We start from the raw sequence: 22425 nt of genomic DNA, 5'->3' as shown, positions 1-22425 counted from the left end.
GCCTCCCGGCCTGGACTGAGGAGCGCAGGGAGCGCAGCGACCGGAGCGACGAGGGAAGGCCGGGAGCCAAGGCCCGATGACCACGCCGGCGCCGAAGGCCCGGCCAAAAGCACGGTCATCGGGCCTCCTGCGCCCACGGGAGCAAGAGGTGCTCGAGCAGGACCAGGCTGTAGAACAAGACGATGCTCATGATGCTCAGCAGGGTGATCGCGGCGAATGCCAGCGTGGTGTCGGCACTCGCGCCGGACTGCTGGATCACGTAGCCGAGACCGCGGGTGGCGCCGACGAACTCGGCGATCACCGAACCGATCACCGCCAGCGAGATCGCCACCTTCAAGCCGGTGAAGATCTGCGGCATCGCGTAGCGCAGCCGCAGCTTGAAGAACTCCTGGGCCCGGCTCGCGTTCAGCGACCGGAGCAACTCGACCAGTTCCACCGGCGTCGACTTCATCCCCTGCGCGGTCGAGATGACCACCGGGAAGAAGCACATCAGCAGCACCATCACGACCTTGGGCAACTGCCCGAAGCCCATCCAGACCACCAGCAGCGGCGCGACCGCGATCTTCGGGATCGCGTTCACCATCAGCAGCAGCGGGTAGACCAGGCGCTCGAGGACCGCCGAGCGGACGATCACGATCGCGATCGGCACACCGATCACGATCGCCAGGACGAAGCCCTCGATCGTCTCCAGCAACGAGACCCCGGTCTCCTTCAGCAGGTACACCGGCTGCTCGGAGAACTTGCTGATCACATCACCCGGGCCGGGCAGCAGGAACGGCTCGATCGAGAACACGATCGTGGCCAGCCACCACAGCGCGATCGCGCCGATCAGGCCGATGATCGGAAGGACGACGGCGGCGGCCGGTGAACCGGTCAGCCAGGAGCGCTTGCTCATCGCTGCCGCGCCTCGTCGACCGGGCGCTGCGCGGTCTTCTCGGCCAGCAGTCCGTGCAGCCGGACACTGATCTGCGCCACCTCGGTCAGGTGTGCGTCCTGGCCGAGACTGCGCGGCCGCGGGATGTCGATGTCGACGACCTCACGCATCCGGCCCGGCCGCGGCGTCAGCACGACGACCCGGTCGGCCAGCACGATGGCCTCCTCGATCGAGTGGGTGACGAACACGATGGTGGTGGACAGCTCCATCTTGATCCGCTGCAGTTCCTCGGACAGCTCGGTCCGGGTCAGCGCGTCGAGCGCGGAGAACGGCTCGTCCATCAGCATCACCTGCGGGTCGCGGATCAGCGACCGGCACAGCGACACGCGCTGCTGCATGCCGCCGGACAGCTCGTGCGGCAGCCGCCGCTCGAACCCCTGCAGGCCGACCATCTCGAGCAACTCGTGGGCCCGGTCCCGGTACGCCGCCCGGCCCCGGGACTCCCGCCGGTCGCCGGCGCCCCCGTCGATCTCGATCGGGAGCATCACGTTGGACAGCACCGACCGCCACGGCAGCAGGGCCGGGCGCTGGAACATGAACGAGACGTCCCGGCGCGGCCCGGTGACGGGCTCGCCCGCCACCTGGACCGCACCGGACGTCGGGGAGATGAGTCCCGCGATCAGCCGGAGCAGGGTGGACTTGCCACACCCGGACCGGCCGATCAGCGTGACGAACTCGCCGTCGCGGACGTGCAGGTCGATCTTCTCGAGAGCCGTGACCTGGCCCTCGCGTCCGTCGAAGACCTGCCCGACACCGTCCAGCTGGATCATCGACAGGATTCTCAGGCCTTCGGAGCGAGGCTGACGGTGACCACGTCGTCCGGAGTCACCGAGCCGGGCTGCGGAATCGCCTTCGCGTTCTCGAGCAGTTTGATGATCGTCTTCACCCGGTCCACATCGACCTCACCGAGCGGGCCCTTGAAGTCACTCGGCTTGGTGTAGTCCTTCATGATGGTCAGCTCTTTGGTGGCGACCTCGAGATCGGTGTTCGGCACGTACTTCTTCAGGATCGCGGCGGACCCGGCCGGGTCGTCGACGGTGTCCTGCAGGCCCTTGAGCAGCGCACCGGTGAACTTCTTCACCTGGTCCGGGTGGTCCTTGGCCAGGTCGGACCGGGTGATGATCGCATTGCCGTAGAGGTCCGGCAGAGCCTTGCCGTACGACAGCGTGATGGCCTTGCGGTGCTTCGGGTCGGCCTTCTCGATCAGCGGCTGGCCGACCACGAACTGGCCGATGCCGTCGACCTTCTTGGTGGCGAGCAGGTTCGGCAGCGCCGGCGGCGGCGACGGGATGAACTTGACCGAGTTCGGGTCGATGCCGACCGCGTTGGCGTAGACCGGGAACATCACCGTGTTGGTCGAGCCCGGCTGGTCGCCGATCTGCTTGCCGACCAGGTCCTTCGGCGTGTTGATGCCGTAGCCCTCGAGCGACATGATCGCGGCCATCGACCGCTGGTGGATCATCCCGACCGTGGTGACCGGCAGCTTCTGCTTGCCCAGGGTGATGACGACCGCGGTGAAGTCGCCGATGCCGTAGTCGGCCTGGCCGCCGGCGACCAGCTTCATCACGTCGACCGTGCCGGAGCCCGGGTTGATCGTGACGTCGAAGCCGGCGTCCTTGAAGTAGCCCTTGTCCAGGGCCACATAGGCGTAGGCCTCCCGGCCGAAGGTGTTGAACGAGGTCAGGTAGCTGACCTTCGTCAGGCCGCTGTCCGCTGCCTTGTTCTTGTCGTCACCGTTGTTACAAGCACTGACCAGGGCGAGCCCCAGGACCGCCACCAGTGCGATGACGGAACGCCTCAACCTCATATCGACCTCTCTCGTTCCGATATTTGATCAAACATCAAATATGGAAAGGTGGTCAATCGGCCCTCCGGGGACTTCACGGTGATTTCACATCCACCGCGCCGATCCTCGCCGAGCCTACCGGCCACCTGTCCTGGAGCCGCTCCCCATACCTGTCCGTGGTCGGACCGGCATCCCGCCCCGACCACAGACCGTACCCGTCCGGACAGCAGATCGCGACGTCCACCGGCTCCGAACCCGTCCCTACCCCGTCAAATTTGCGTTAACCCTCACTTCCGGGCGACTCAGGCCACCCTCCGAGGGGCGCCGGATCCAGAGGGTTCCCCGCGATCCCTCCGGGGAGGGAGGTGGCCGGAGACGGGATTTGACACGATGAGGGGGTGACGGACGGACTGGTGCGTGGGTCGGCGCGTCCCGCGCGCGAGCCGGGTCGCCGGTCGTCGCCGCTGCGCCGCTGGGCGTCGTACGCCGGACACGCGGTGACCAGCCTGGTCCGGACGTCGACGTACCTGCGCTGGGTCTATCTGCTGCTCGGCGCCGCGCTGGTCCTGGCGTTCATCCTGGTGGACAGTGCTCTCGGCTCGGTGGTCGAGGATCTCCAGCTGCCGAATGTTGCCGCCGGCATCGTCCTCGCGATCCTGGTGGCCGGGCCGCCGCTCGTGCTCGGCATGCTGCCGGCGGTTCGCGAGGTCGAGGGCATCGCGGTCGAGTCGCTGCTCGACGTGCGGTTCGAGGAGCGCCCGCTCGGTCCGGCGCGGACCGGAGCCCAACGACGGCGTACGGCGGTCTGGTTCTGCCTGCACCTGGTCGCCGGCGGTGTCGTCGGCATCCTCAGCACGATCGTGTTCGGGGTCGGCGCGATGTGGCTCGCGGCGCCGTTCCGCTCCCCCGGCCCGCACGACATCGTCCCTGGGATGTCGTACGACATCAGCGGCACCTGGACCGACATCTGGTTGCCGGCGGCCGCGCTCGCCGGGATCGTCGTGCTGTTCATGCTGTCCGCCGCGGTCGGCGCGCTGCTCGCCCACCTGGCGCCGCGCGTCCTCGGCCCGACCGCCGCGGAGCGGATCGAGCTGCTCGAGCGGCAGACCGCAACCCTTGCCGAGCGCAACCGTCTGGCCAGGGAGCTGCACGACAGCGTCGGGCACGCCCTGAGTCTGGTCACCATCCAGGCCGCCGCCGCGCGCCGGGTGCTGGCGACCGATCCGGAGTTCGCCGAGACCGCGCTGGCCGCGATGGAGGCGTCCGCCCGGGCCGCGCTGGCCGACCTCGACCACGTCCTCGGCCTGCTCCGGGACGACCGGCGGCCGGGTTCCCGGACCCGTCCCCAGGCGACACTCGGCGAGCTCGACCGGCTGGTCGACGCGACCAGGGCCGGCGGGATCACGGTCGAGCTCGAACGCTCCGGCGATCTCGACCAGCTGCCGGCGGCGCTGTCCCGGGAGGCGTACCGGATCATCCAGGAGGGCCTGACCAACGCGATCCGGCACGCCGGTCACCCTGCCGATGCGCTCAGCGTGGACCTGTCGATCCGGCTCGACGCCACCGGACTGCGGCTGGTCGTGACGAACCCCGTCAGCGGGCCGGTCGACGGTCCGGCGGACCACGCGGGCGGCGGCCGTGGACTGGCCGGCATCCGTGAAAGGGTCGCCGTACTGCGCGGGACCGTGGATGCCGGCCTGACCGGAGACAGCTGGCGGCTCGCGGTCACGTTGCCGGTCAGCGTGACGACGAAGGGATGACATGAACGTGTCGGTGGTCGTGGTCGACGACGAGCCGCTGATCCGCAGCGGGCTGCGCGCCATCATCAACGCCGAGCCCGACCTGACGGTCGTCGGTGAGGCCGGTGACGGCGCGGAGGTGCTCCCGGTGGTCCGCCGGACCGGCCCCGACGTCGTGCTGATGGACGTCCGGATGCCGGCCGTGGACGGCATCCAGGCGACCCGGTTGCTGCTGGAGAACCTCGACCCGGCGCCGCGCGTCCTGGTTGTCACGACGTTCGAGAACGACGACTACGTGTACGACGCACTCCGCGCCGGCGCGTCCGGATTCCTGCTCAAGCGGACGCCGCCGGACGACATCATCGCCGCGATCCGCACGGTCGCCGGGAGCGAGTCGCTGTTGTTCCCTGAAGCGATCCGGGCCCTCGCGCTGGCGCACGTGGGCACGCACGCATCCCGGCCGACCGGCCTGGACGAGTACCAGCTGACCGATCGCGAGCAGGAGGTGCTGCGGTTGATGGCCCGCGGCCTGTCGAACGCGGAGATCGCCGAGGAGCTGATCCTCGGACTGCAGACGGTCAAGACGCATGTCGCCAACGTCCTGGCCAAGCTGAACGCCCGGGACCGCACGCAGGCCGTCATCCGCGCGTACGAGTCAGGCTTCGTACCGCTGCAGTGAGTCGGCCTGGGTGTCGGCTGGGTCGGCCTAGGTGTCGGCCAGGTCGACGGAGTCGTCGGCCAGGACGCACGCGTTGTGCAGCGGGTCGATCGCGTCGGCCCTCATCGCCACCCGCTGCAGGAGCAGGCGGAAGCTGGAGCGCTCCGACTCGTCGAGGATGCCGAGCACCTCCTGCTCTGCGGTGGCCAGGCGACGCTCGAGGTCGCAGAGCGTCTCCAAGCCCTGCTCGGTCGGCACGATCAGCCGCGCCCGCCGGTCGGCCGGATCGGCCTGGCGCTGCACCAGACTCGCCTTCTCCAGGTCGTCCAGCAGGTAGGTCATCACCGTCCGGTCCACGCCGAGCAGCGCGGCCAGATCCAGCTGGCGCTTGGGGCCCTCGGAGTTCGTGGTCGCCAGGACCTGGTAACCCCGCGGCCCGCCCGGTATGTCGTCCAGCGCGGCGGCCGCCGCCTTCGCGTACCGCCGGAACACCACGCCCAGCGCCCAACCGAGGTCGGACTCCACGGGCGCGCCGCTGGCGGTCCCGGGCTCGGCCTCTCGGGTGGCCCGGGTCGCGACCTCGGGCGAAGAACTGCTCACGTTCCCATCGTACGTGGTGTATGCCACTCGGAATACGATCTGACTTGAATATGTTCTGCTTCACAGACTATCTTCAGAACAGCCTAACCCCTCTCACACTCCGATGGAGATATGCACATGAGCACCTTGCTACGCGTCGACGCGAGCATCCGCGTGGACGGATCGGTCAGCCGCGCCCTGGCGGACAGCGCGGAGGCCGCCTGGAAGGCGGAGCACCCGGACGGCGTCGTGGTCCGGCGCGACCTCGGGCTGCACCCACTGCCCGCGACCGCCTGGCCGGCCCTGGCCGGAGCCATGCTGGGCCAGGAGTCCGCTGCCGACAGCATGCCGGCGGCGGAGGCGAAGGCCCTCGCCGAGGAACTCGCGGCCGAGGTCAAGAACGCCGACGCGATCCTGCTCGCCGTACCGCTGTACAACTACGGCATCGCACAGCACGTGAAGACCTGGATCGACCTGTTGCTGATCGACCAGGAACTGGTCCGCGGCCCCAGCCCGACGGCCGGCCGCCCGGTCATCTTCACGCTGGCTCGCGGTGGCGGCTACAGCCCCGGCACCCCGAGGCACGGCTGGGACCACGCCACGCCGTACCTGGAGCGCGTCTTCGGCGACATCCTCGGCATGAACATCCGCACCGCCGCCGCCGAGTTCACCCTGGCCCCGGTCACCCCGGGCATGGAGGAGCTCATCGACGCCTCCAAGGTCTCCGAGTCGGCGGCCCACGTCACCGCCGAGGAACACGGCACCGTGGTAGGCCGCGAGCTCGTCGGCAAGGCCGCCTGACAGGTGTCGGACTCCCGCCATGTGAGTGGCGGGAGTCCACCTAGACGGGCCGCCAGGTCGACAGCGTGACCGACAGCGTGACGATCGCCGGTTCCGGCAGTACGGCGAGCCGCCCAGTGAGCTCCCGGTAGTTCACGTGCCGCGCGCTCGGCGTCATCAGCACCAACTGCTCGACCGCTGTTCGATCGAGCCGCATCGTCTCCTCGATCACCTCGCTGCCGGACCGGACGAACACCCCGGCGAACGACTCCTGCAGCCGGCGCTCCTTCTCCTGGTCCACCGTCACGAGCCCCAGTACGCCGACCAGCTCGGCAAGGTGCTGCTGATTCGGTGTGACCACCAGCAGTGTGCCGTCAGGCGCGAGTACCCGGGCCATCTCGGCGGCGTTGCGCGGGGCGAACACGTTCAGCATCAGCTGGGCCGAGTCGTCCAGCAGTGGCAGCTCCTGCCAGGCGTCGCACACCACCGACCCGATCCGCGGATCCGCCCTTGCCGCGCGACGAGCGGCGTACCGCGAGACGTCCAAGGCGACCCCGCGCCGGCCGGTTGCGGTGCCGAGGACGCCGGCCAGGTAGTAGGCGGTGCCGGCGCCGACTTCCACCACCAGGTCGTCGTCACGCAGACCCGCGGCTGCCAGGATCAGCGCGTCCCGGATCGGCGCATAGTGGCCGCTGCCGAGGAAGACGGTCCGCGCGCCGATCATCCCGGCCGAGTCGCCGTCGATACCGGTGGATGCCGAGGGCAACAAGTTGAGGTAGCCCTGCTTGGCCAGGTCGTAGGCGTGGCCGCGCGGGCAGTGCGCGGTCCGGTCGGTCAGGGCGAGGGCGTCGCCGCAGACGGGACAGCGCAGTACCGCTACCAGGTCGGCTTCCACCGGCCCAGCCTCTCAGGTGACGTCGCGGCTGGTGATCCGGGCCCAGGCGGCGGTGTAGAAGACAGCCAGATACCCGGCCTGCAGCAGCAGGTTGAGGCCGATGTCATGCCAGTACGGCGGATCTCGCAACAGGTCGGCGAACGACGACCAGCGGTACATCAGCAACCACGGATGGATCACGTGGATCTGCGGGATCGCGGTCATGATGCCGAGCACGATGAACGTGCCGAACGTGGCGGCCATCGCGGCCAGCGGGGTCGACGTCAACGACGACACGAACAGTCCGATCCCGGCGAGTCCGAGCAGTGACAGCGAGATCACCACGGCGATCCCCAGCGCGCGGAGCAGGCCGTCACCGAGCGAGACCGTCGTACCGGAGAGCAGGAGTACGTCGCCGACCGGGAACAGTACGAATCCGACGATCAGGCCGGAGACCCAGATCGTCATTGTCGCGGCCAGGCAGAACACGGCGAGCGCGACCATCTTGGCCGCGAGCAACCGGGAGCGCCCGGCCGGCGCGGTCAACATGACCCGCAGGGTGCCGAGGCTGGACTCGCCCGCGAGCGACTCGCCCGAGATGACCGTCACGGCGGTCGGCAGGAAGAACGGCAGCGACAGCCCGAGACTCGCGACGATCAGGAACAGGCCGTTGCCCGCGACCTGGCCGAGGAAGCCCTCGGTGCCGCCCTCGGAGCCGGAGAGCTTGATCGCGATCCCGATCAGCAGCGGGACGGCCGCGAGGACACCGAGGCCGACCTGGGTGCGGGCCCGCCCGAAGACGAGCCGCAACTCTGAGCGGAACAGGCCGAGGGTATGGCGGCCGGCGGACACCGGCCCAGCGACGGCCACTGCACTACTCGGCGACATCGAAGCCCTCCCCGGTGAGTGCGACGAAGGCATCTTCCAGGCTGGGGCGCTCCAGCCCGAAGCCGTGGATGCGGACGTCGGCGGCGACCAGCGCGGCGGCGAACTTCTCGATCGGCAGTTCGCCGGGGTCGCCTTCGACGGTCTCGGCAGTGGTCTTGAGGTCGGTGACACCCAGGCCCTGGAGTGTGTCGGCTGCCTGGCCCAGGTCCGGCGTACGGACGATCAGGCGGGGCCGGAGTTCAGAGCGGAGGTCGGCGACGGTGGACTGGCGGACCAGGCGACCGCGACTCATCACGGCGGCGTGGGTGCAGACCTGCTCGACCTCGGCCAGCAGGTGGGTCGAGGTGAAGACCGTGGTGCCGTCGGCGGCGAGCTCGCGGATCAGGTGCCGGACCTCGCGGGTGCCCTGGGGGTCGAGACCGTTGGTCGGCTCGTCCAGGACGAGGAGTTCGCGGCGCTGCATCAGCGCGACCGCGATGGCCAGGCGCTGCTTCATGCCGAGTGAGTACGCGCGGAGCTTCTTGCCGGCCGCGTTCGAGAGGCCGACTCGTTCGAGCGCCTCACCCGCGCGGGCCTTGCGGGTCCGGGGGTCGGCGGTGCGGTCGGCGGCGTCGAACCTGAGCAGGTTGGCCTGCCCGGTCCAGAACGGGTAGAACGCGGGGCCTTCGACCAGCGCTCCGACGCGTGGGAGGACCCTGAGGTGCGCCTTCGGCATCGGCTCACCGAGCAGCTCGACCGAGCCGGACGTGGGAGCGATCAGGCCGAGCAGCATCCGGATCGTTGTCGTCTTCCCCGACCCGTTCGGCCCGAGAAACCCGAACACACTCCCCGCGGGCACCTCGAGATCAACCGCATCCACCGCCACCTGGCCCCCGCGGAACCGCTTCGTCAAGCCCCGAGTCACCACGGGCATCCCAGCCACCTGCGTCGCCGACGCCGGGGGTGGGTTGGCGGGGCGGGGGGTGCTCGACGCCGTCTCGGGCGTTTGGGATGGAGGTGCCCCCTCCGCTGCGTGAGGTGACGGCGGAGGGGGCGGGGTCGGTGTGCTCACGGTTAGCGGGGTGCCTTGGCTGCGGCGGCCTGCAGGGTGTCGGGGGTGACCAGGCCGACGAAGACGCGACCGTCGTCGGTGATCAGCACGCTCACCATCTTGCTGGTGAGGACCTTGCCCGTACCCCACGAGCCCTGGACGGTCGGCGCCTTGGCCAGCAGCTGGTCCAGCGCTGCGTTCCCGGTGGTGGCCGTCACGCCGCGCACCATCGCGACGCTCTCCCAGCCCGTACCGATCACGGTCGGCCCGCCCGACTTCGCCGTACCAGGCTTGCCCGGCTTCTCGCCCTTCGGGCCGATCGCCTTCGGCGGCGTGCCCTGCTTCGGGATCTCGCCCGCCGCGGGCGCCTTCTCCGTCACCTTCACACCCGGCGGCGGGGTGAACGCGAACGTGCTGGCAGGCGGTACGTCGAACGACACCGAGGAGAACCCGAGCTGGACGGCCGGGTTGTTCCCGGTCCGCGGCATCACGGTCACCTCGAGCGGGACCCACGTCTTCGAGTCGACCGCCAGCGTGACCGAGCCGACGGTCGTCTTGTCCGTCTTCGGCACCAGGCGCAACTTGTACGCGTCCCGGCCGGCGACCTTCTCCGTGCCGCTCACGTCAACCGTGGTGGTCGGGTCGATCGCGTCCAGGAACTGCTTGGCCACCGCCTGCGGGTTGTAGTCCTGCGGCGTGGCCTTCTCCGGCTTCGACGTGCGCGCCGGGACAGTCAGCTTCACAGCCTCACGCTTCGACGAGTCGTACGCCCAGGCCGACGTGCCATCCGTCGTCCACATCCGCTCGGCCATGTTGTCGAGCACCGAGACCCGAGCCTTGTCCGGGCTCGCGAACGCAACCCGGGCTGTGTGCTCGCCGTTCAGCAGGTCGAGGATCTGGTTGCTGCCGCCATCGTGCATCCCGGGGAGCGAGGGCAGGCCGAGATCCGTGGCGGAGCGGACGGTGCCGCTCAGGCCGTCCACCTTCGCGGTCTGCACGTTGGCGAGCAGATCCTGCGCGGTGATCCCGGGCAGCTTGGGCGAGGCATCGGCGACAACGGGCCCGAGTGCCCCCACACCTGCCACCACGGCGACTGTCGCGACCGGAACCAACCACCGTCGACTGCGCTGCGCTACACCCATGGCTCAAGACTCGCACCGGCGCAGGCCGGAACCAAGGGTCTCAGGGTCAGTTCACCCAAAAGAGTGAGCCCGGCGTAAGACCGTGGTAGTACACCGCACTCAGGTTTCCCTCAGCCGGCTCGCCGTACGGCGTGAATCAGCGGCCCTGGAGAGCGTCGAGGGCGACTGTCATCGCAGCGGCGACGCGGAAATCCAGGCGCTGGTCCTGGACGGTGACGTGGTAACGATCCCGGACCGAGATCTTCCGCTCGACCGACAAGACCGTTTGCCCGGTGCCCCGATCGGTGAAGTCGAAGTGGAAGATGAACGGCAGCGGGATCTCTCCGACGAACGGGACGAACTCCCAGACCCGGCGGACGATCGCGACGGTCGGGTTGCGCTCCGTGCCGTCCGCGTCCACGCCGGCGCCGCTCAGTTGCCAGCTGGACCGGAACAGGCTTTTGCCGAACTCTTTCTTGAACCACCCGATCTGCTGACCGTTCGCGTCGAACACGTCGTAGCCGGAGCCGAGGTCGATCGTCTTGCGGGCCTTGAACGAGAACACCGGCTGGGACTTGGTGCCGTCGGCGTAGAAGGTGACCTGTTCCTTGAACGCCATCCGCTTCTGCTGCGCGAACGCCAGCATCGGGCCGTCGCTCCCGTCCGGGTTGGCGGCGATCAGCTCGTACTTGTTGGCCATCATGGTGACCCGCTGCTTCATCGAGAACGCGGGCACGTACATGGTCGACTCCGGTGTCATGGCGAGGAGTGTGCCATCCCACCCGGCTCATCGACACAGCTCACGCCACAGGCCAAGGCACCCACTCGCAGTCCGCGAGCCAGCGCGTCCGCCTCCGCTGACTGCCCTGCCGCCCGTACGACGATCTCCCCGACCCCCTGCATCGCCAGATCCCGTGCAATCTCGACTCCGAGCTCGACCGCCTCCACCGGCGTCCGCGCCGGTCGCCACAGCACCCCGAAGTCGGCTGCCGGTTTCTCAGCTCGCAGTACGACGACCAACGCATCGGACTGCTTCAGGTCTGTCGCCGGATCGCCGCCCACGATCACGGTGATTCGCTGACCGCCTGGAACTGGTACGGCGTTCTGCCCGGCCTGCAACGCATCGTCGACAATCGACGCGCGCCGGCCCCATTCCTCGTGGTGAACCGCCCAGGCGAGCGGCCGGCGCGCGGCCCAGCCCGTACGCACCAGCTCGGGCGCGGCGGCGAACTCCTCCACGTGCCCGACACACAGATAACCGACAAGCTCAATGTGAGCCGGAAGGTTCAGCACCGCCGCGACCTCATCCGGCGCGAAGAACGAGACCCAGCCGACGCCAAGCCCTTCGGCGCGCGCGGCCAGCCACAGGTTCTGGATTGCGATCGCGGCGGAGAACCACGTCGTCCGCGGATCCGCGTGCCGCCCCAGCACATGCCGCCCACCCCGGCCCGGGTCGCAGGTCACCGCAATGTTCAACGGGGTATCGAGAATCGCCTCGATCTTCAGCCCGTCGAAGGCCCCGCGCCGATCGGCCGGCAACGACGCCGCGAACGCATCCCGCTGAGCCGTCGCCAGCTCATGCACCTTCCGCCGAGTAGCTAAATCCCTGATCAACAGAAAGTCCCAAGGCTGACTCAACCCCACGCTGGGCGCCCGATGCCCCGCCTCCAGCACCCGCAACAGCACCTCATCATCAACCGGCAGATCCAAGAACCCCCGCCGCACATCCCGCCGCTCAGCAATCACCCGATGCACCACCGCCCGCTCCTCAGCCAGGTAGCCAGGAGCCGGCGGCGCTTCTGGCAGTCGGCCGACAGCTGCAGTCGCCTGTGCGGAGCGGCGCTTGGTGACCACGAGCTCTGCTCCGGTCGCAAGGACGGCCGCCTCCGCGACACTTGGGACGCCTGTCAGGTGCTCGACCGCTTGGCTCGGCGTCGGGACCGGGTGGCGTGCCAGCTCTTCAGGTGCGGCGGTTTGGAGTTCGGCGCCGAGTGATGCCGTCAGGCGTTGTAGTCCAGGCTCGGTTTCACGTCCGGCCACCGTGACCACGTAGCGCACTGTCCCCGCGCCTGCTTCGGCCAGCGCACCCGCAACCAGGTCGCGGAGTTCCTGATAGGGGGTGCCGGCGCGGAGGCCTACTCCTACGACGAGGTTCATTTCTCCAGGCCCGTGTGGACGCGGGCCGCGGCGACGAAGCGGGCTGGGATGTCCGGGGTCGCCGTCCAGTGCAGATGCAGGTACGACGCGTGCAGCCGGGGCAACGCGATCCCCTCGACGCCACCCGGCAGGTACCAGGCCGGATCCACCTCGGCGTCGAACTCGATCGCCGTACGGTGGAACTCGTGGCCCCGAACGCGGCGGCCCTCGTCGAGGAACGCGGTGGTTGTGGCGGCGATCGCCGTCCGGTAGCCGAGGGTCAGACGGCTCGTCATCCGGCCGGCGGCGGGCAGGACGCCGGTCATCGGGTGGCCGTCGAGCTCACGGCAGAGGTACAGCAGCCCGGCGCACTCGGCGATCACCGGGAGCCCGGCCGCCACCTCGGTGGCGACCTGGCGGCGGAGGCCCTCGTTGGCGGACAGCGCCTCGGCATGCAGTTCGGGGAAACCACCGCCGAGGTAGAGCGCTGCAGTTGCCTCAGGCAATGGATCGGACAACGGGTCGAAGGTAACCACTTCGGCGCCGGCGGCGACGAGCAACTCGGTGGTCTCGGTGTAGTGGAACGAGAAGACCGGACCGCTGGCAACGGCAATCACCGGACACCCGTCCTCGGTCGGAGTCACCTCGGCGGCCGGATCCCACGGCTGGACGACGACCGGCGCCGCGGCTCGGGCAGCGGTGACGAAGGCGTCCAGGTCGACCCCTTGGCGGACCAGTTCCGCCGCCGCCTCGACCGCGTCGGCCGCCTGCTCCCGTTGCTCACCGGCCGGGACGAGACCGAGGTGCCGGCTCGGCACGGTCAGGCGGGTATCGCGCCGAAGGACACCGAGCACCGGTACGCCGGTCGGCGCGACGCCGGCGCGGACCTCGGCCTCGTGCCGGTCCGAGCCAACCTTGTTCAGGATCACGCCGACGATCCGCACCTCGGTGTCGAAGGCAACGAAACCCTGGACGACGGCACCGACACTGCGTCCGGCCGCCGACGCGTCCACGACCAGTACGACGGGTGCCTGAAGCAACTTCGCGACGTGGGCGGTGGACGCATACCCCTCGGTCCCGAGGGCACCGTCGTACAGGCCCATCACACCCTCGACGACGGCGAGGTCCGCACCGATGGCCCCGTGCACGAACAGGGGTGCGACCCGCTCCTCCCCCGACAGCATCGGATCGAGATTCCGCCCCGGTCGCCCGGTGGCGACCGCGTGGAACCCGGGATCGATGTAGTCGGGCCCGACCTTGAACCCCGCCACCGTGTGCCCGGCCTGCCGCAGCGCCGCCATCAGCCCGACGGCAACGGTCGTCTTCCCCGCCCCCGAAGACGGCGCCGCCACCACCACCCGCGGGATCACGCGCCCTCCCCTCGCGACCGTGCGCTCACCACTCGATGCCCTTCTGGCCCTTCTGGCCGGCGTCCATTGGGTGCTTGATCTTCGTCATCTCGGTCACCAGGTCGGCGGCTTCGAGCAGCCGCGGATCAGCGTTGCGGCCGGTGATGACGACGTACTGGTGGCCCGGTCGGTTCACCAGCGTGTCGACCACCTCGTCGACGTCGACCCAGCCCCACTTCATCGGGTACGTGAACTCGTCCAGGACGTAGAGGTCGTGCGTCTCCGCGGCGATCCGGCGCTGGATCTCCCGCCAGCCTTCGAGCGCGTCGGCGGCGTGGTCTTCGTCGGTTCCGGCCTTGCGCGACCAGCTCCACCCCTCGCCCATCTTGTGCCACTCGACCGGGCCGCCCTCACCGGTTGCCGCGTGCAACTGCCCGAGAGCCTTGAAGGCGCTCTCTTCGCCGACCTTCCATTTCGCGCTCTTCACGAACTGGAACACGCCGATGTTCCAGCCCTGGTTCCAGCCGCGCAGCGCCATCCCGAAGGCCGCCGTCGACTTTCCCTTCATCTCGCCGGTGTGCACCATCAGCAGCGGGCGGTTCCGGCGTTGCCGGGTGGTCAGGCCGTCCGCCGGGACGACCGTCGGCTGTCCCTTCGGCATCTCAGGCCGCCTTCCGCTCGGTGACGGTGCGGATGAGGTTGCCTGCGGCAACTTCCCCGAGGTCGAGGTACTCCGCGCCCAGGTCCGCGGCGAGTTCCCCGGCCAGGCCGAGCCGGACCCCACGATGCGGTTCGCAGTCGACCACGACGGTGGCGATCCCCTGCTGAGCAAGCCATCCGGCGGCCTGCCTCGCCCGGGCGAAGGCTTGGTCTCCGTGGGTCGCGCGGCCGTCGGTGACAAGCACGAGCAGAGGCCGACGTCGCGGGTCGCGGATCGCGGCGATCCGTAGTACCTCCGCTGCCTGGAGCAGACCTTCGGCGAGGGGTGTGCGTCCACCGGTCGGTAGCGACTCGAGACGTCGTACGGCGGTCTCGACGCTGCCGGTGGGCGGCAACGCAACCGTGGCCGCGGCGCCGGCGAACGTGACGAGGCCGACGGTGTCGCGACGCTGGTACGCGTCGAGCAGTAGCGAGACGATCGCGGTCTTCACCGCCCCCATCCGCTGCTTCGTCCCCATCGACCCCGAGGCGTCAACACAGAACAGAACAAGGTTGCCCTCGCGCCCTTCCCGCACGGCGAGCCGCACATCCGAGGGTCGTACGGCGAGCCCGGCGCCGGCGCGACCCCGAGCGTGCTGATGCGGGGCGGCGGACCGGATGGTCGCCAGCAGATGCGGACGCCCAGCCTCCCGACCGATGCGGGCGCGATCACCCACCACGCGCCCGACCTCGGTGATCGCCCGGGACCGCCGCCCGGCGACACCGGCGCCTGCGGCCTGCACGCTGAGCAGTCGCGCCTTGTAGGGCTCGGAGCTTCCGGCCACCTCGCCGACCGGCGCCGGACGGCCACCCGCCTTGCCGGCATCCGCGCCGTCCTCCCGGCTCGCACCGGGGGCCGGGGAGTCCGAGTCGGCGCCGGACTCAGCACCGCCCGGGGCGGCCGAGTCCGGATCCGCCCGGCCCGCGTCGGATTGGTTCGCGTCCGACCGGTCTGCGTCGGCCGGGCTGCCGTCGTCTGCGGGGTCCGCTCCCCCACCCGGGCCATCCGGGTCGTCGTCGGGGTCGGGTGGTGGGGTGCTGTCCTGGATAGCTTGTTCTAGTTGGTCCTCGTCGAGGCCGGGGGCGTCGAAGGGGTTCCGGCGGCGGCGGTGGGGCAGGGCGAGTTTGGCGGCGGCGCGGACGTCGTCGACCTCGACGACGGTGCGGCCGGACCAGGCCGCGTGGGCGACCGCCGTACGCGCGGTGACCAGGTCGGCGCGCATGCCGTCGACGTCGAAGGACGCGCAGATCTCGGCGATCTGGCGGAGCGCGGCGTCGGTCAGGACGACCTCGGTGATCAGGTCGCGCGCCTTGACGATGCGCTCGGCGAGCTCCCGCTGCGGTCCGTCGTGCCGCGCAACGAAGCCCGCCGGATCAGCCTCGTACGCGAGCCGCGCGCGCATCACCTCCACACGCACGGCAGGATCGCGGCTGGCGACGACGTCGACGGTCAGGCCGAAGCGATCGAGCAACTGCGGTCGGAGCTCGCCCTCCTCCGGGTTCATCGTGCCGACCAGAACGAAGCGCGCCGGGTGCGTGACGGACACCCCGTCACGCTCGACGGTCGCGCGGCCCATCGCGGCGGCGTCGAGCAGTACGTCGACCAGGTGATCATGCAGAAGGTTGACCTCGTCGACATACAGAAGTCCACGGTGCGCGGCGGCAAGCAGACCAGGTTCGTACGCCGTGATGCCCTCGGCGAGCGCCTTCTCCAGATGCAGCGACCCGAGCACCCGATCCTCGGTCGCGCCGACGGGCAACTCGACCAGCCGGGCAGACCGGTTGAGGGCCTCCGTGCTGTCGTGCGGTCCGTCGGGGCAGGTGTCGTCAGGGTGTTCGGGGTCGCACGAGAACCGACAGCCCGGTACGACGTCCACAGGCGGGAGGATCTCGGTCAACGCGCGGACCGCGGTCGACTTCGCCGTACCCTTCTCGCCCCGGATCAGCACCCCGCCGATCGCCGGCGAGATGGCTGCCAGGATCAGGGCGAGCTGAAGGTCGTCCATTCCGACCACGGCGGTGAACGGGAATCCGGTGGACGGTGAGGCTGGCCGCATCGGCGGTGGGTCCCTTCGTCGAGCGGGTATCCACGCCCGCCACGGCTGGTACGCCGTACCGCGGTGACCGCGGCCCGGCGGACGGACGCGGATGTCCTGGCTCCCGGGCCGCGTCGACTTCGATCAGGCCCGGTCACAGTGGCGGGACCGCCCCGGACTCCCGGCCTCAGCCGGTCACCGGTGTTCCTCCACAACCGTCGGCCCGATCATGGCACACCCCGCCCACCCGGCAACCACCACGGTCACGTGGCAACCCCCACGTCGACACGAGCCTCGCGAAGTGCATCGGCCAACGGAGCGTGCGGCTCGCGGTCGGTGACGCGTGCCGAAGGACGGGTAGTAGTCCGCCGAGCGCCCCGTCGCCGCCGCCCTGCACGCGGGGACGCCAGGGCTGGGGCTGACCACTACCCGTCCGTCGGTACACCGGCAGCCCGAGAGGCCCTGGTCGAAGCCGTTTGCGTACGGGCGGTAGTCGACCAGGTCGAGGGCTCCCGTCGGCCTGCCTCAAGGTGTTGACTGGGGACGCATGGGGGGTCTGCGGCCCGATCATCGCTTCGCCGGACGCGCAGCCGAACAACGGTTCCTCGGCGATGTGCTGCTCGATGCCGTGGCCGGCGTACCGCACGCGATCGTCATCCACGGCGAAGCCGGCATCGGCAAGACCCGCCTTGCCCGTGAGGTCTGCGGCGATTCGCAGCTGAACGTGCTCTGGGGATCGAGCGTGCACTTCGGTGGCGCATCGGTCCCGTTCGCCCCGATCGCCGGCGCCTTGCAGGACTGGCTGAGCCGAGCTGATGCCGACGAGAGGGCCGACACTCTCGCCGGGACAGACGGGCTGAGTGCCTTACTGCCCTCGCTCGGCGTCAGCGGCGGCGTCGACAGCACGAGGCTTCCGATGCTCGTCGACCTCGTGCTCAACCGGATCGCAGTACGCCGGCCGACAGTGGTGGTCGTCGACGATCTGCAATGGGCCGACGTCGCCTCGCTGGACGCGATGGCCTATCTGATCGCCGGATTCCGCTCCCAGCCGTTGGTGCTCCTGGCCACGTGCAGGACGGAGGAACGCGGCGAAGGGCATCCGCTCCACTCCTGGCTGGCCGACATGCGCCGGATGCCCTTCTTCGGCGAGCTCCGGTTGGATCCGCTGGACCTGGACGGCACCAGCAGCGAGATCGAAGGACTGCTCGGCCAGGGGCCCGACATCGAACTCGCCGCCGAGGTCCTGGCCAGATCGGACGGCAACCCCTACCTCGTCGAACTGATGGTCAGCGGTCTGTCCGGCGCCGAGCGCACTCTTCCGGCCACTGTTCCCGCTGCGCTCCGCGAAGCCCTCCTCGCCGCCTGGCACAGCCTGTCGGACCAGGCCCGCTTGGTGACCAGAATCCTCGCCGTCGGCGGCCGACCGATCTCCTCGGCCGTACTGACCGAGGTCGCCGCCGGCCACGGACTCGAGGCGAGCTCGATCGCCCCCTGTCTGGCGGAAGCCCACGACCGCGGTGTCGTGGAAACCGCACCCGACGGAACCCCCTGGTTCCGGCACCCACTGCTGGCCGACGTCTTGTACGACGGCCTGTCACCCGACCAAGCCGCGGAGCTCCATACCGACTACATCCGCGTCCTCGAATCGCGGCCCACCGAGATCGAGGCTGCGGACCTCGCGATCCACAACGAAAGAGCCGGAAACCTCGACGCGACCTACCACTGGTCCCTCGTGGCAGCCGATCACGCAGAAGGCCTGCGAGCCCCAACGGAGGAGGCAATCCAACTCCGCCGCGCGTGCGCTCTCTGGGAAACGGTGTCACCGACCATCCGCGGCGGGCGCGACGAGAGGATCGCCCTGTTACGCCGAACGAGCGCAGTCTGCGAGCGGGCAGGCTGGCCCGAGGTTTCAGTCACGCTCCTCACGGAGGCGCTGAGTTTGGTGAACAGGAAACAGCAGCCGTTGCTGGCCAGTAATCTGCTGGTCTTGAGGGCCAACTGCCGCTGGCAATCGACGGCGCCGGCGATGGCCGACCTGGAAGAGTTCCTCGAAGCGATCGAGCTGACGACGGACTTCCCTGAGAGTGCAGAACGTGCCGTCGCGTTCGCCGAGCTAGCTGAGACCGAGTCTCTGCACGGTCTGCCGCATGCCGCTATCCACGCGGAGGAAGCCGTCCGGATCGGCCACCTGTCAGGCTCGACACAGGCCGTTGGGCGAGCGCTCTGCGCCCGCGCATCCGTGTTGGAGACTTCCGCACCGTTGGCCTCGCTCGCCGAGGCTGAGCTGTCACTACGGATGGCGACCGCATGCGGAGATACCAACACCGCCAACGACGCCGCCATCATGCGTTTCAATGCCCTGCACGAGCTCGGCCGGTGGGCTGACGCAGCCGAGGTCACCCGCGCGGCGTACTTCAGCACCGTCGCCGACGGCGCCGGCTCCTGGGCATACTTCCTCGCCGGCATCGCCGCACTCGAGTTCATCGATCTCGGCCGCTGGGACGAGTGCCGGGCACTGCTGCGGTCCGCGTTGGCAGGACGATCCGCCGGGATCCCCGGAGCAGCTGTCAGGCTGGCTGCGAGCAGGCTGAGCGTGAGGTCAGGCAGGACCGAAGAGGCACGACAGCACTTCGATCGGGCGTTGGAGTTGATCTCCGACGACTTCAACCCGCTCCGCCCCACCGTCGCCTACGCCGGCATCGAGCTGATGATCGCCGAAGAGACGGCTGCGGACGCCGTGGCCTGGGCACGCCCACGGCTGACAGCTCAGGATCATGCTCCCGGTCCCTGGGACGACGAGGCGCTTCCGGTGTATGCCCAGGCGGCGGCCGAGGCAGCTCGCGTCGCCCGGGATCGCGGTGATCCTGCCGGGATGGCCGCGGCGGTGGAGGCGCTGGACGGTGTCATCGACGACTGGCCGCGGGAGCCGTTCGTCGACGGAATGGGTGGGCCGGACGTCCAGGCGATGAATCAGGCGCTCTGGGCGGCCGAGATCAGCCGCTGCCGGGATACTCCGGATCAGCCCGAGCGTTGGCGCCGGGCCGTGGAGACCTGCGGTGTCGCGGGATGTCGTTGGCACCAGGCTGTTGCCCAGTGGCGGTGCGCCGAGGCCGAGCTGGTCACTGGCTGGACCTCGCCGGAGGCGCGCGATTTGCTGCGTCAAGCACACGGATGCGCGGTCGAGCTCGGCGCCAAACCCTTGCAGACCGAGGTCGAAGGGCTGGCCCGGAGGTCGAGGATCAATCTTCACGAGCCGGCTCCGGTCGTGCCGGTGGTCGATGACCCGGTCCTGGCAGGACTCACTGGGCGGGAGCGGGAGGTACTGGCTTTCCTGGTGGCTGGACGGTCCAACGGTGAGATCGCGAAGGAGCTCTTCATCAGTGACAAGACGGTCAGCGTCCATGTCTCGAACATCCTTCGGAAGACCGGCACCACGAGCCGGGTGGCAGCCGCCGCTCTGGCTGAGCGACGGCTGCCGGATCAGTGAACGCTGATCGGATGGCGGCGCCGGTAAGCCCAGAGGCCTACCACGGCGATGCCGGCGCCGCCGAGGGCGGCTGCGCCTGTTTGCAGGGCTTCGGCGACGGTGTCGTCGACCTCGACGCTCGGGCCTGGCACGTAGACGACTCCGACGCGTTCGCCGTGGGCGCCTGGCTCGGGGTCGACGTCGGTGGCCGAGGCTTGAGATGCGCCGGCCAGTACGGCGCCGCACGTCAGGACAGGCACGGCCACGAGGGTGTAGATGTGCTTCATAACTCCTCCTCACGGCGTGGATCGCCGTCTGCATCCACCGTGCGCTGAGCGCTGGGACGGCCACATCAGGCGCCCTCCCTTAGATCCGCGCCGCACCCCCTTAGGTTGGGCGGATGGTGATGGTGAGCTGTGTCTAACCCGGCGAAGTGGCGATGAGCTTCTCGGTGACCCATTGGGCGACGTCGGGCGGATAGGGAGCCGACAGTCCGAGAACGATGTGGCCGAACCCGGCGTCGATTGCTTCGCCGATCGCCTTCTGGGTGGCGCTGGGCTCGTCGTAGGAGATCTGCAGGTGGATCGAGCGGGTGATCGAGGCGGGGTCGCGGCCGATCTCGGCGCAGTAGCGGTCCAGCAGTGCACTGCGGCGTACGGCGTCGTCGATGTCGCCTCCGGGGATGTTCCACAGGTCGGCGTGCTCGGCGACCACGCGGAGCACGGCGGACGAGCGTCCGCCGATGAGGATCGGCGGGTGCGGGCGCTGAACGGGCTTCGGGTTGCCGAACGCTCCGGTCAGGCGGACGTAGCTGCCCTCGAAGTCGAACGGCTCAGCCTCGGTCCACAACCGCCGGATGACTGTCAACGCTTCGGCGAGATTCCCCACCGAGTGTGCGAAGTCGTCGTACGGCAGGCCGTGCGCCTCGTACTCGCGCCGGGCCAACGGGTGACTCGGCCGCGAACCCGCGCCGATGCCGAAGTCGAGCCGCCCGCCGGAGACGATGTCGACGGTCGTGGCGATCTTGGCCAGCATCGCCGGCGGCCGGAAGCGGTTGCTGGTCACGAGCAGGCCGAGGCGCAGTCGTCGGTCTGTGCGGCAAGCGCCGACAGCAGCGTCCAGCCTTCGTACGTCGGTCCGTCCGGGTCACCGCCGATCGGCATGAGGTGATCGAACAACCACGCGTGCTCGATCTCCGGGATGGCGTCCGCCTCGCGCCACACCCGCAGTACGTCGTGATAGTCGACCTGCATCGGCGCGGTCATGATCCCGAAACTGGGTTGCGACATAGCTTGTCCTTTCACCGGCGCCGCAGCGACGGCTCGAGCAGCGCCGGTGGTGTGTCGAACTTCTCGTGCGGCGCAAGGTCGATGCCGGGGGCAACGATGACGTCGATCGCGTCGAGGACGTCAGGACTGAGGACGGTGTCGGCAGCGGCGAGTTGCGCGTGCAGGTGATCCAACGTCCGTGGGCCGATGAGGGCGCTGGTGACGGCCGGGTGGGCGGTGACGAAGCCGAGAGCCAACTGGATCAGCGTCAGGCCGGCCTCGTCGGCCACCTTCGCCAACTGCTCGACCGCATCGAGCCTGGCGTGGTTGTACGGAAGCGTGGTATCGAAGCGTTCCGGCGCGAAGACCGAGCGGCTGGTGCTGATCTCCTGGCCCGCGCGGACCGCACCCGACAGCCAGCCCGATGCCAGCGGACTCCACGCCAGCACCCCGAGACCGTACTCCTCGGTCACGGGCAGGACGTGGGCCTCGATTCCGCGCTGCAGGATCGAGTAGCTGGGCTGCTCGGTGACGTAGCGGCCGAGGTGGTGCTCGCGGGCAGCCCACTGGGCCTGCACGATCCGGTACGCCGGGAACGTCGAGGAGCCGAACGAGCGGATCTTCCCCGCGCGTTGCAGGTCGGTCAGCGCCGACAGCGTCTCCTCGTCGCTGGTGCTCGGGTCCCACCGGTGGATCTGGTAGAGGTCGACGTGATCGACGCCGAGCCGGCGCAGGCTGTCGTCGAGCGCGGTGACCAGCCAGCGGCGCGAGCTGCCCTGGTGGTTGCGCTCGTCACCCATCGGCATGGTCGCCTTGGTGGCCAGTACGAGGTCGTCGCGGCGGCCGGCGATCGCCTTGCCGACCAGCTCCTCGGACTCGCCCTGGCCGTACATGTCGGCGGTGTCGATCAGGTTGATGCCGGCCTCGAGAGCGGCGTCGACGATCGCGGTGGCTTCGTCCTGGCTGGTACGGCCGATCGCGCCGAAGTTCATCGCGCCGAGCGCGAGGGTGCTGACCTGTACGCCGGTGCGGCCCAAGGTGCGGTACTGCATAACGGTGCTCCTCCTGGCATGATGGGCGAA

General features: G+C 69.5%; 21 protein-coding genes and 1 riboswitch. Of the genes, 4 read left to right on the top strand and 17 right to left on the bottom strand.

From position 1 onward, the window contains the following. Nucleotides 1–115: 115 nt before the first annotated feature. Genes OG558_RS30800 through OG558_RS30790 form a run of 3 tightly spaced genes read right to left on the bottom strand, consistent with a single transcriptional unit; the run spans nucleotide 116 to nucleotide 2741 of the window. Nucleotides 116–895: an ABC transporter permease gene (locus OG558_RS30800; protein WP_405066107.1), complete on the bottom strand. Its 780-nt coding sequence runs from the start codon at nucleotides 893–895 to the stop codon at nucleotides 116–118. Beyond that, a complete protein-coding gene (locus OG558_RS30795) occupies nucleotides 892–1704 on the bottom strand; it encodes an ABC transporter ATP-binding protein (RefSeq protein ID WP_405066106.1) in 813 nt (270 codons plus the stop codon). The genes OG558_RS30800 and OG558_RS30795 overlap by 4 nt, the downstream gene beginning before the upstream one ends. Nucleotides 1705–1715: 11 nt before the next feature. Next, nucleotides 1716–2741: an ABC transporter substrate-binding protein gene (locus OG558_RS30790; RefSeq protein ID WP_405066105.1), complete on the bottom strand. Its 1026-nt coding sequence runs from the start codon at nucleotides 2739–2741 to the stop codon at nucleotides 1716–1718. A gap of 377 nt (nucleotides 2742–3118) precedes the next feature. Between OG558_RS30790 and OG558_RS30785 the strand changes: the two genes are divergently transcribed. After that, on the top strand, nucleotides 3119–4480 hold the full coding sequence (locus tag OG558_RS30785) for a sensor histidine kinase (RefSeq protein ID WP_405066104.1): 1362 nt from the start codon (nucleotides 3119–3121) through the stop codon (nucleotides 4478–4480). A 1-nt stretch (nucleotide 4481) separates the two neighbouring features. Continuing rightward, on the top strand, nucleotides 4482–5138 hold the full coding sequence (locus OG558_RS30780) for a response regulator (RefSeq protein ID WP_405066103.1): 657 nt from the start codon (nucleotides 4482–4484) through the stop codon (nucleotides 5136–5138). 27 nt (nucleotides 5139–5165) lie between these two features. Here the strand turns inward: OG558_RS30780 and OG558_RS30775 are convergent, their stop codons facing one another. Further along, nucleotides 5166–5717 (bottom strand): MarR family winged helix-turn-helix transcriptional regulator, encoded by a 552-nt coding sequence (locus OG558_RS30775; RefSeq protein ID WP_405066102.1) that lies wholly within the window; start codon nucleotides 5715–5717, stop codon nucleotides 5166–5168. A gap of 117 nt (nucleotides 5718–5834) precedes the next feature. Here OG558_RS30775 and OG558_RS30770 point away from each other — a divergent pair, with 117 nt between their 5' ends. Next, complete coding sequence (locus tag OG558_RS30770) at nucleotides 5835–6497, top strand: FMN-dependent NADH-azoreductase (RefSeq protein ID WP_405066101.1); 663 nt, start codon at nucleotides 5835–5837, stop codon at nucleotides 6495–6497. 40 nt (nucleotides 6498–6537) lie between these two features. Here the strand turns inward: OG558_RS30770 and OG558_RS30765 are convergent, their stop codons facing one another. The 9 genes from OG558_RS30765 to OG558_RS30725 form a co-directional block, all read right to left on the bottom strand. Next, the gene (locus OG558_RS30765) at nucleotides 6538–7371 is read right to left on the bottom strand and encodes a putative RNA methyltransferase (RefSeq protein ID WP_405066100.1); all 834 of its coding nucleotides are present in this window, start codon (nucleotides 7369–7371) and stop codon (nucleotides 6538–6540) included. A 12-nt stretch (nucleotides 7372–7383) separates the two neighbouring features. Then, nucleotides 7384–8238: an ABC transporter permease gene (locus OG558_RS30760; RefSeq protein ID WP_405066099.1), complete on the bottom strand. Its 855-nt coding sequence runs from the start codon at nucleotides 8236–8238 to the stop codon at nucleotides 7384–7386. After that, on the bottom strand, nucleotides 8225–9151 hold the full coding sequence (locus OG558_RS30755) for an ATP-binding cassette domain-containing protein (RefSeq protein ID WP_405066098.1): 927 nt from the start codon (nucleotides 9149–9151) through the stop codon (nucleotides 8225–8227). The genes OG558_RS30760 and OG558_RS30755 overlap by 14 nt, the downstream gene beginning before the upstream one ends. A gap of 140 nt (nucleotides 9152–9291) precedes the next feature. Continuing rightward, nucleotides 9292–10410 (bottom strand): LolA family protein, encoded by a 1119-nt coding sequence (locus OG558_RS30750; protein ID WP_405066097.1) that lies wholly within the window; start codon nucleotides 10408–10410, stop codon nucleotides 9292–9294. A 136-nt stretch (nucleotides 10411–10546) separates the two neighbouring features. After that, nucleotides 10547–11149, bottom strand: a complete 603-nt coding sequence (locus OG558_RS30745; RefSeq protein WP_405066096.1) for a hypothetical protein — start codon at nucleotides 11147–11149, stop codon at nucleotides 10547–10549. Next, nucleotides 11146–12546: a 5,6-dimethylbenzimidazole synthase gene (gene bluB / locus OG558_RS30740; protein ID WP_405066095.1), complete on the bottom strand. Its 1401-nt coding sequence runs from the start codon at nucleotides 12544–12546 to the stop codon at nucleotides 11146–11148. Before bluB ends, OG558_RS30745 begins: the two co-directional genes overlap by 4 nt. Continuing rightward, the gene (locus OG558_RS30735) at nucleotides 12543–13895 is read right to left on the bottom strand and encodes a cobyrinate a,c-diamide synthase (RefSeq protein WP_405066094.1); all 1353 of its coding nucleotides are present in this window, start codon (nucleotides 13893–13895) and stop codon (nucleotides 12543–12545) included. The genes bluB and OG558_RS30735 overlap by 4 nt, the downstream gene beginning before the upstream one ends. Before the next feature lie 25 nt (nucleotides 13896–13920). Then, nucleotides 13921–14535, bottom strand: a complete 615-nt coding sequence (cobO, locus tag OG558_RS30730) for a cob(I)yrinic acid a,c-diamide adenosyltransferase (protein WP_405066093.1) — start codon at nucleotides 14533–14535, stop codon at nucleotides 13921–13923. 1 nt (nucleotide 14536) lies between these two features. Next, complete coding sequence (locus OG558_RS30725) at nucleotides 14537–16630, bottom strand: putative cobaltochelatase (RefSeq protein WP_405066092.1); 2094 nt, start codon at nucleotides 16628–16630, stop codon at nucleotides 14537–14539. Nucleotides 16631–16722: 92 nt separating this feature from the next. Further along, a riboswitch (cobalamin riboswitch) is annotated at nucleotides 16723–16816 on the bottom strand. Between the two features lie 340 nt (nucleotides 16817–17156). On the opposite strand from OG558_RS30725, the gene OG558_RS30720 reads away from it, so the two are divergent. Further along, nucleotides 17157–20096, top strand: coding sequence for an AAA family ATPase (locus tag OG558_RS30720; RefSeq protein ID WP_405066091.1), 2940 nt, complete (start codon nucleotides 17157–17159; stop codon nucleotides 20094–20096). On the opposite strand, the gene OG558_RS30715 is transcribed toward OG558_RS30720, so the two are convergent. From OG558_RS30715 to OG558_RS30700, 4 genes are all read right to left on the bottom strand, one after another. Then, complete coding sequence (locus tag OG558_RS30715; RefSeq protein ID WP_405066090.1) at nucleotides 20090–20362, bottom strand: hypothetical protein; 273 nt, start codon at nucleotides 20360–20362, stop codon at nucleotides 20090–20092. The genes OG558_RS30720 and OG558_RS30715 overlap by 7 nt on opposite strands. 133 nt (nucleotides 20363–20495) lie before the next feature. Then, a complete protein-coding gene (locus OG558_RS30710) occupies nucleotides 20496–21140 on the bottom strand; it encodes an LLM class flavin-dependent oxidoreductase (protein WP_405066089.1) in 645 nt (214 codons plus the stop codon). After that, a complete protein-coding gene (locus tag OG558_RS30705; RefSeq protein WP_405066088.1) occupies nucleotides 21137–21364 on the bottom strand; it encodes a hypothetical protein in 228 nt (75 codons plus the stop codon). Before OG558_RS30705 ends, OG558_RS30710 begins: the two co-directional genes overlap by 4 nt. A gap of 11 nt (nucleotides 21365–21375) precedes the next feature. Beyond that, on the bottom strand, nucleotides 21376–22395 hold the full coding sequence (locus OG558_RS30700; protein ID WP_405066087.1) for an aldo/keto reductase: 1020 nt from the start codon (nucleotides 22393–22395) through the stop codon (nucleotides 21376–21378). Nucleotides 22396–22425 lie beyond the last annotated feature (30 nt).

The sequence above is a fragment of the Kribbella sp. NBC_01510 genome (assembly GCF_045040325.1).
Classification (GTDB): domain Bacteria; phylum Actinomycetota; class Actinomycetes; order Propionibacteriales; family Kribbellaceae; genus Kribbella.
Note: the sequence above shows the minus strand (reverse complement) of the source record. Positions and strands in the feature narration are given on the sequence as shown.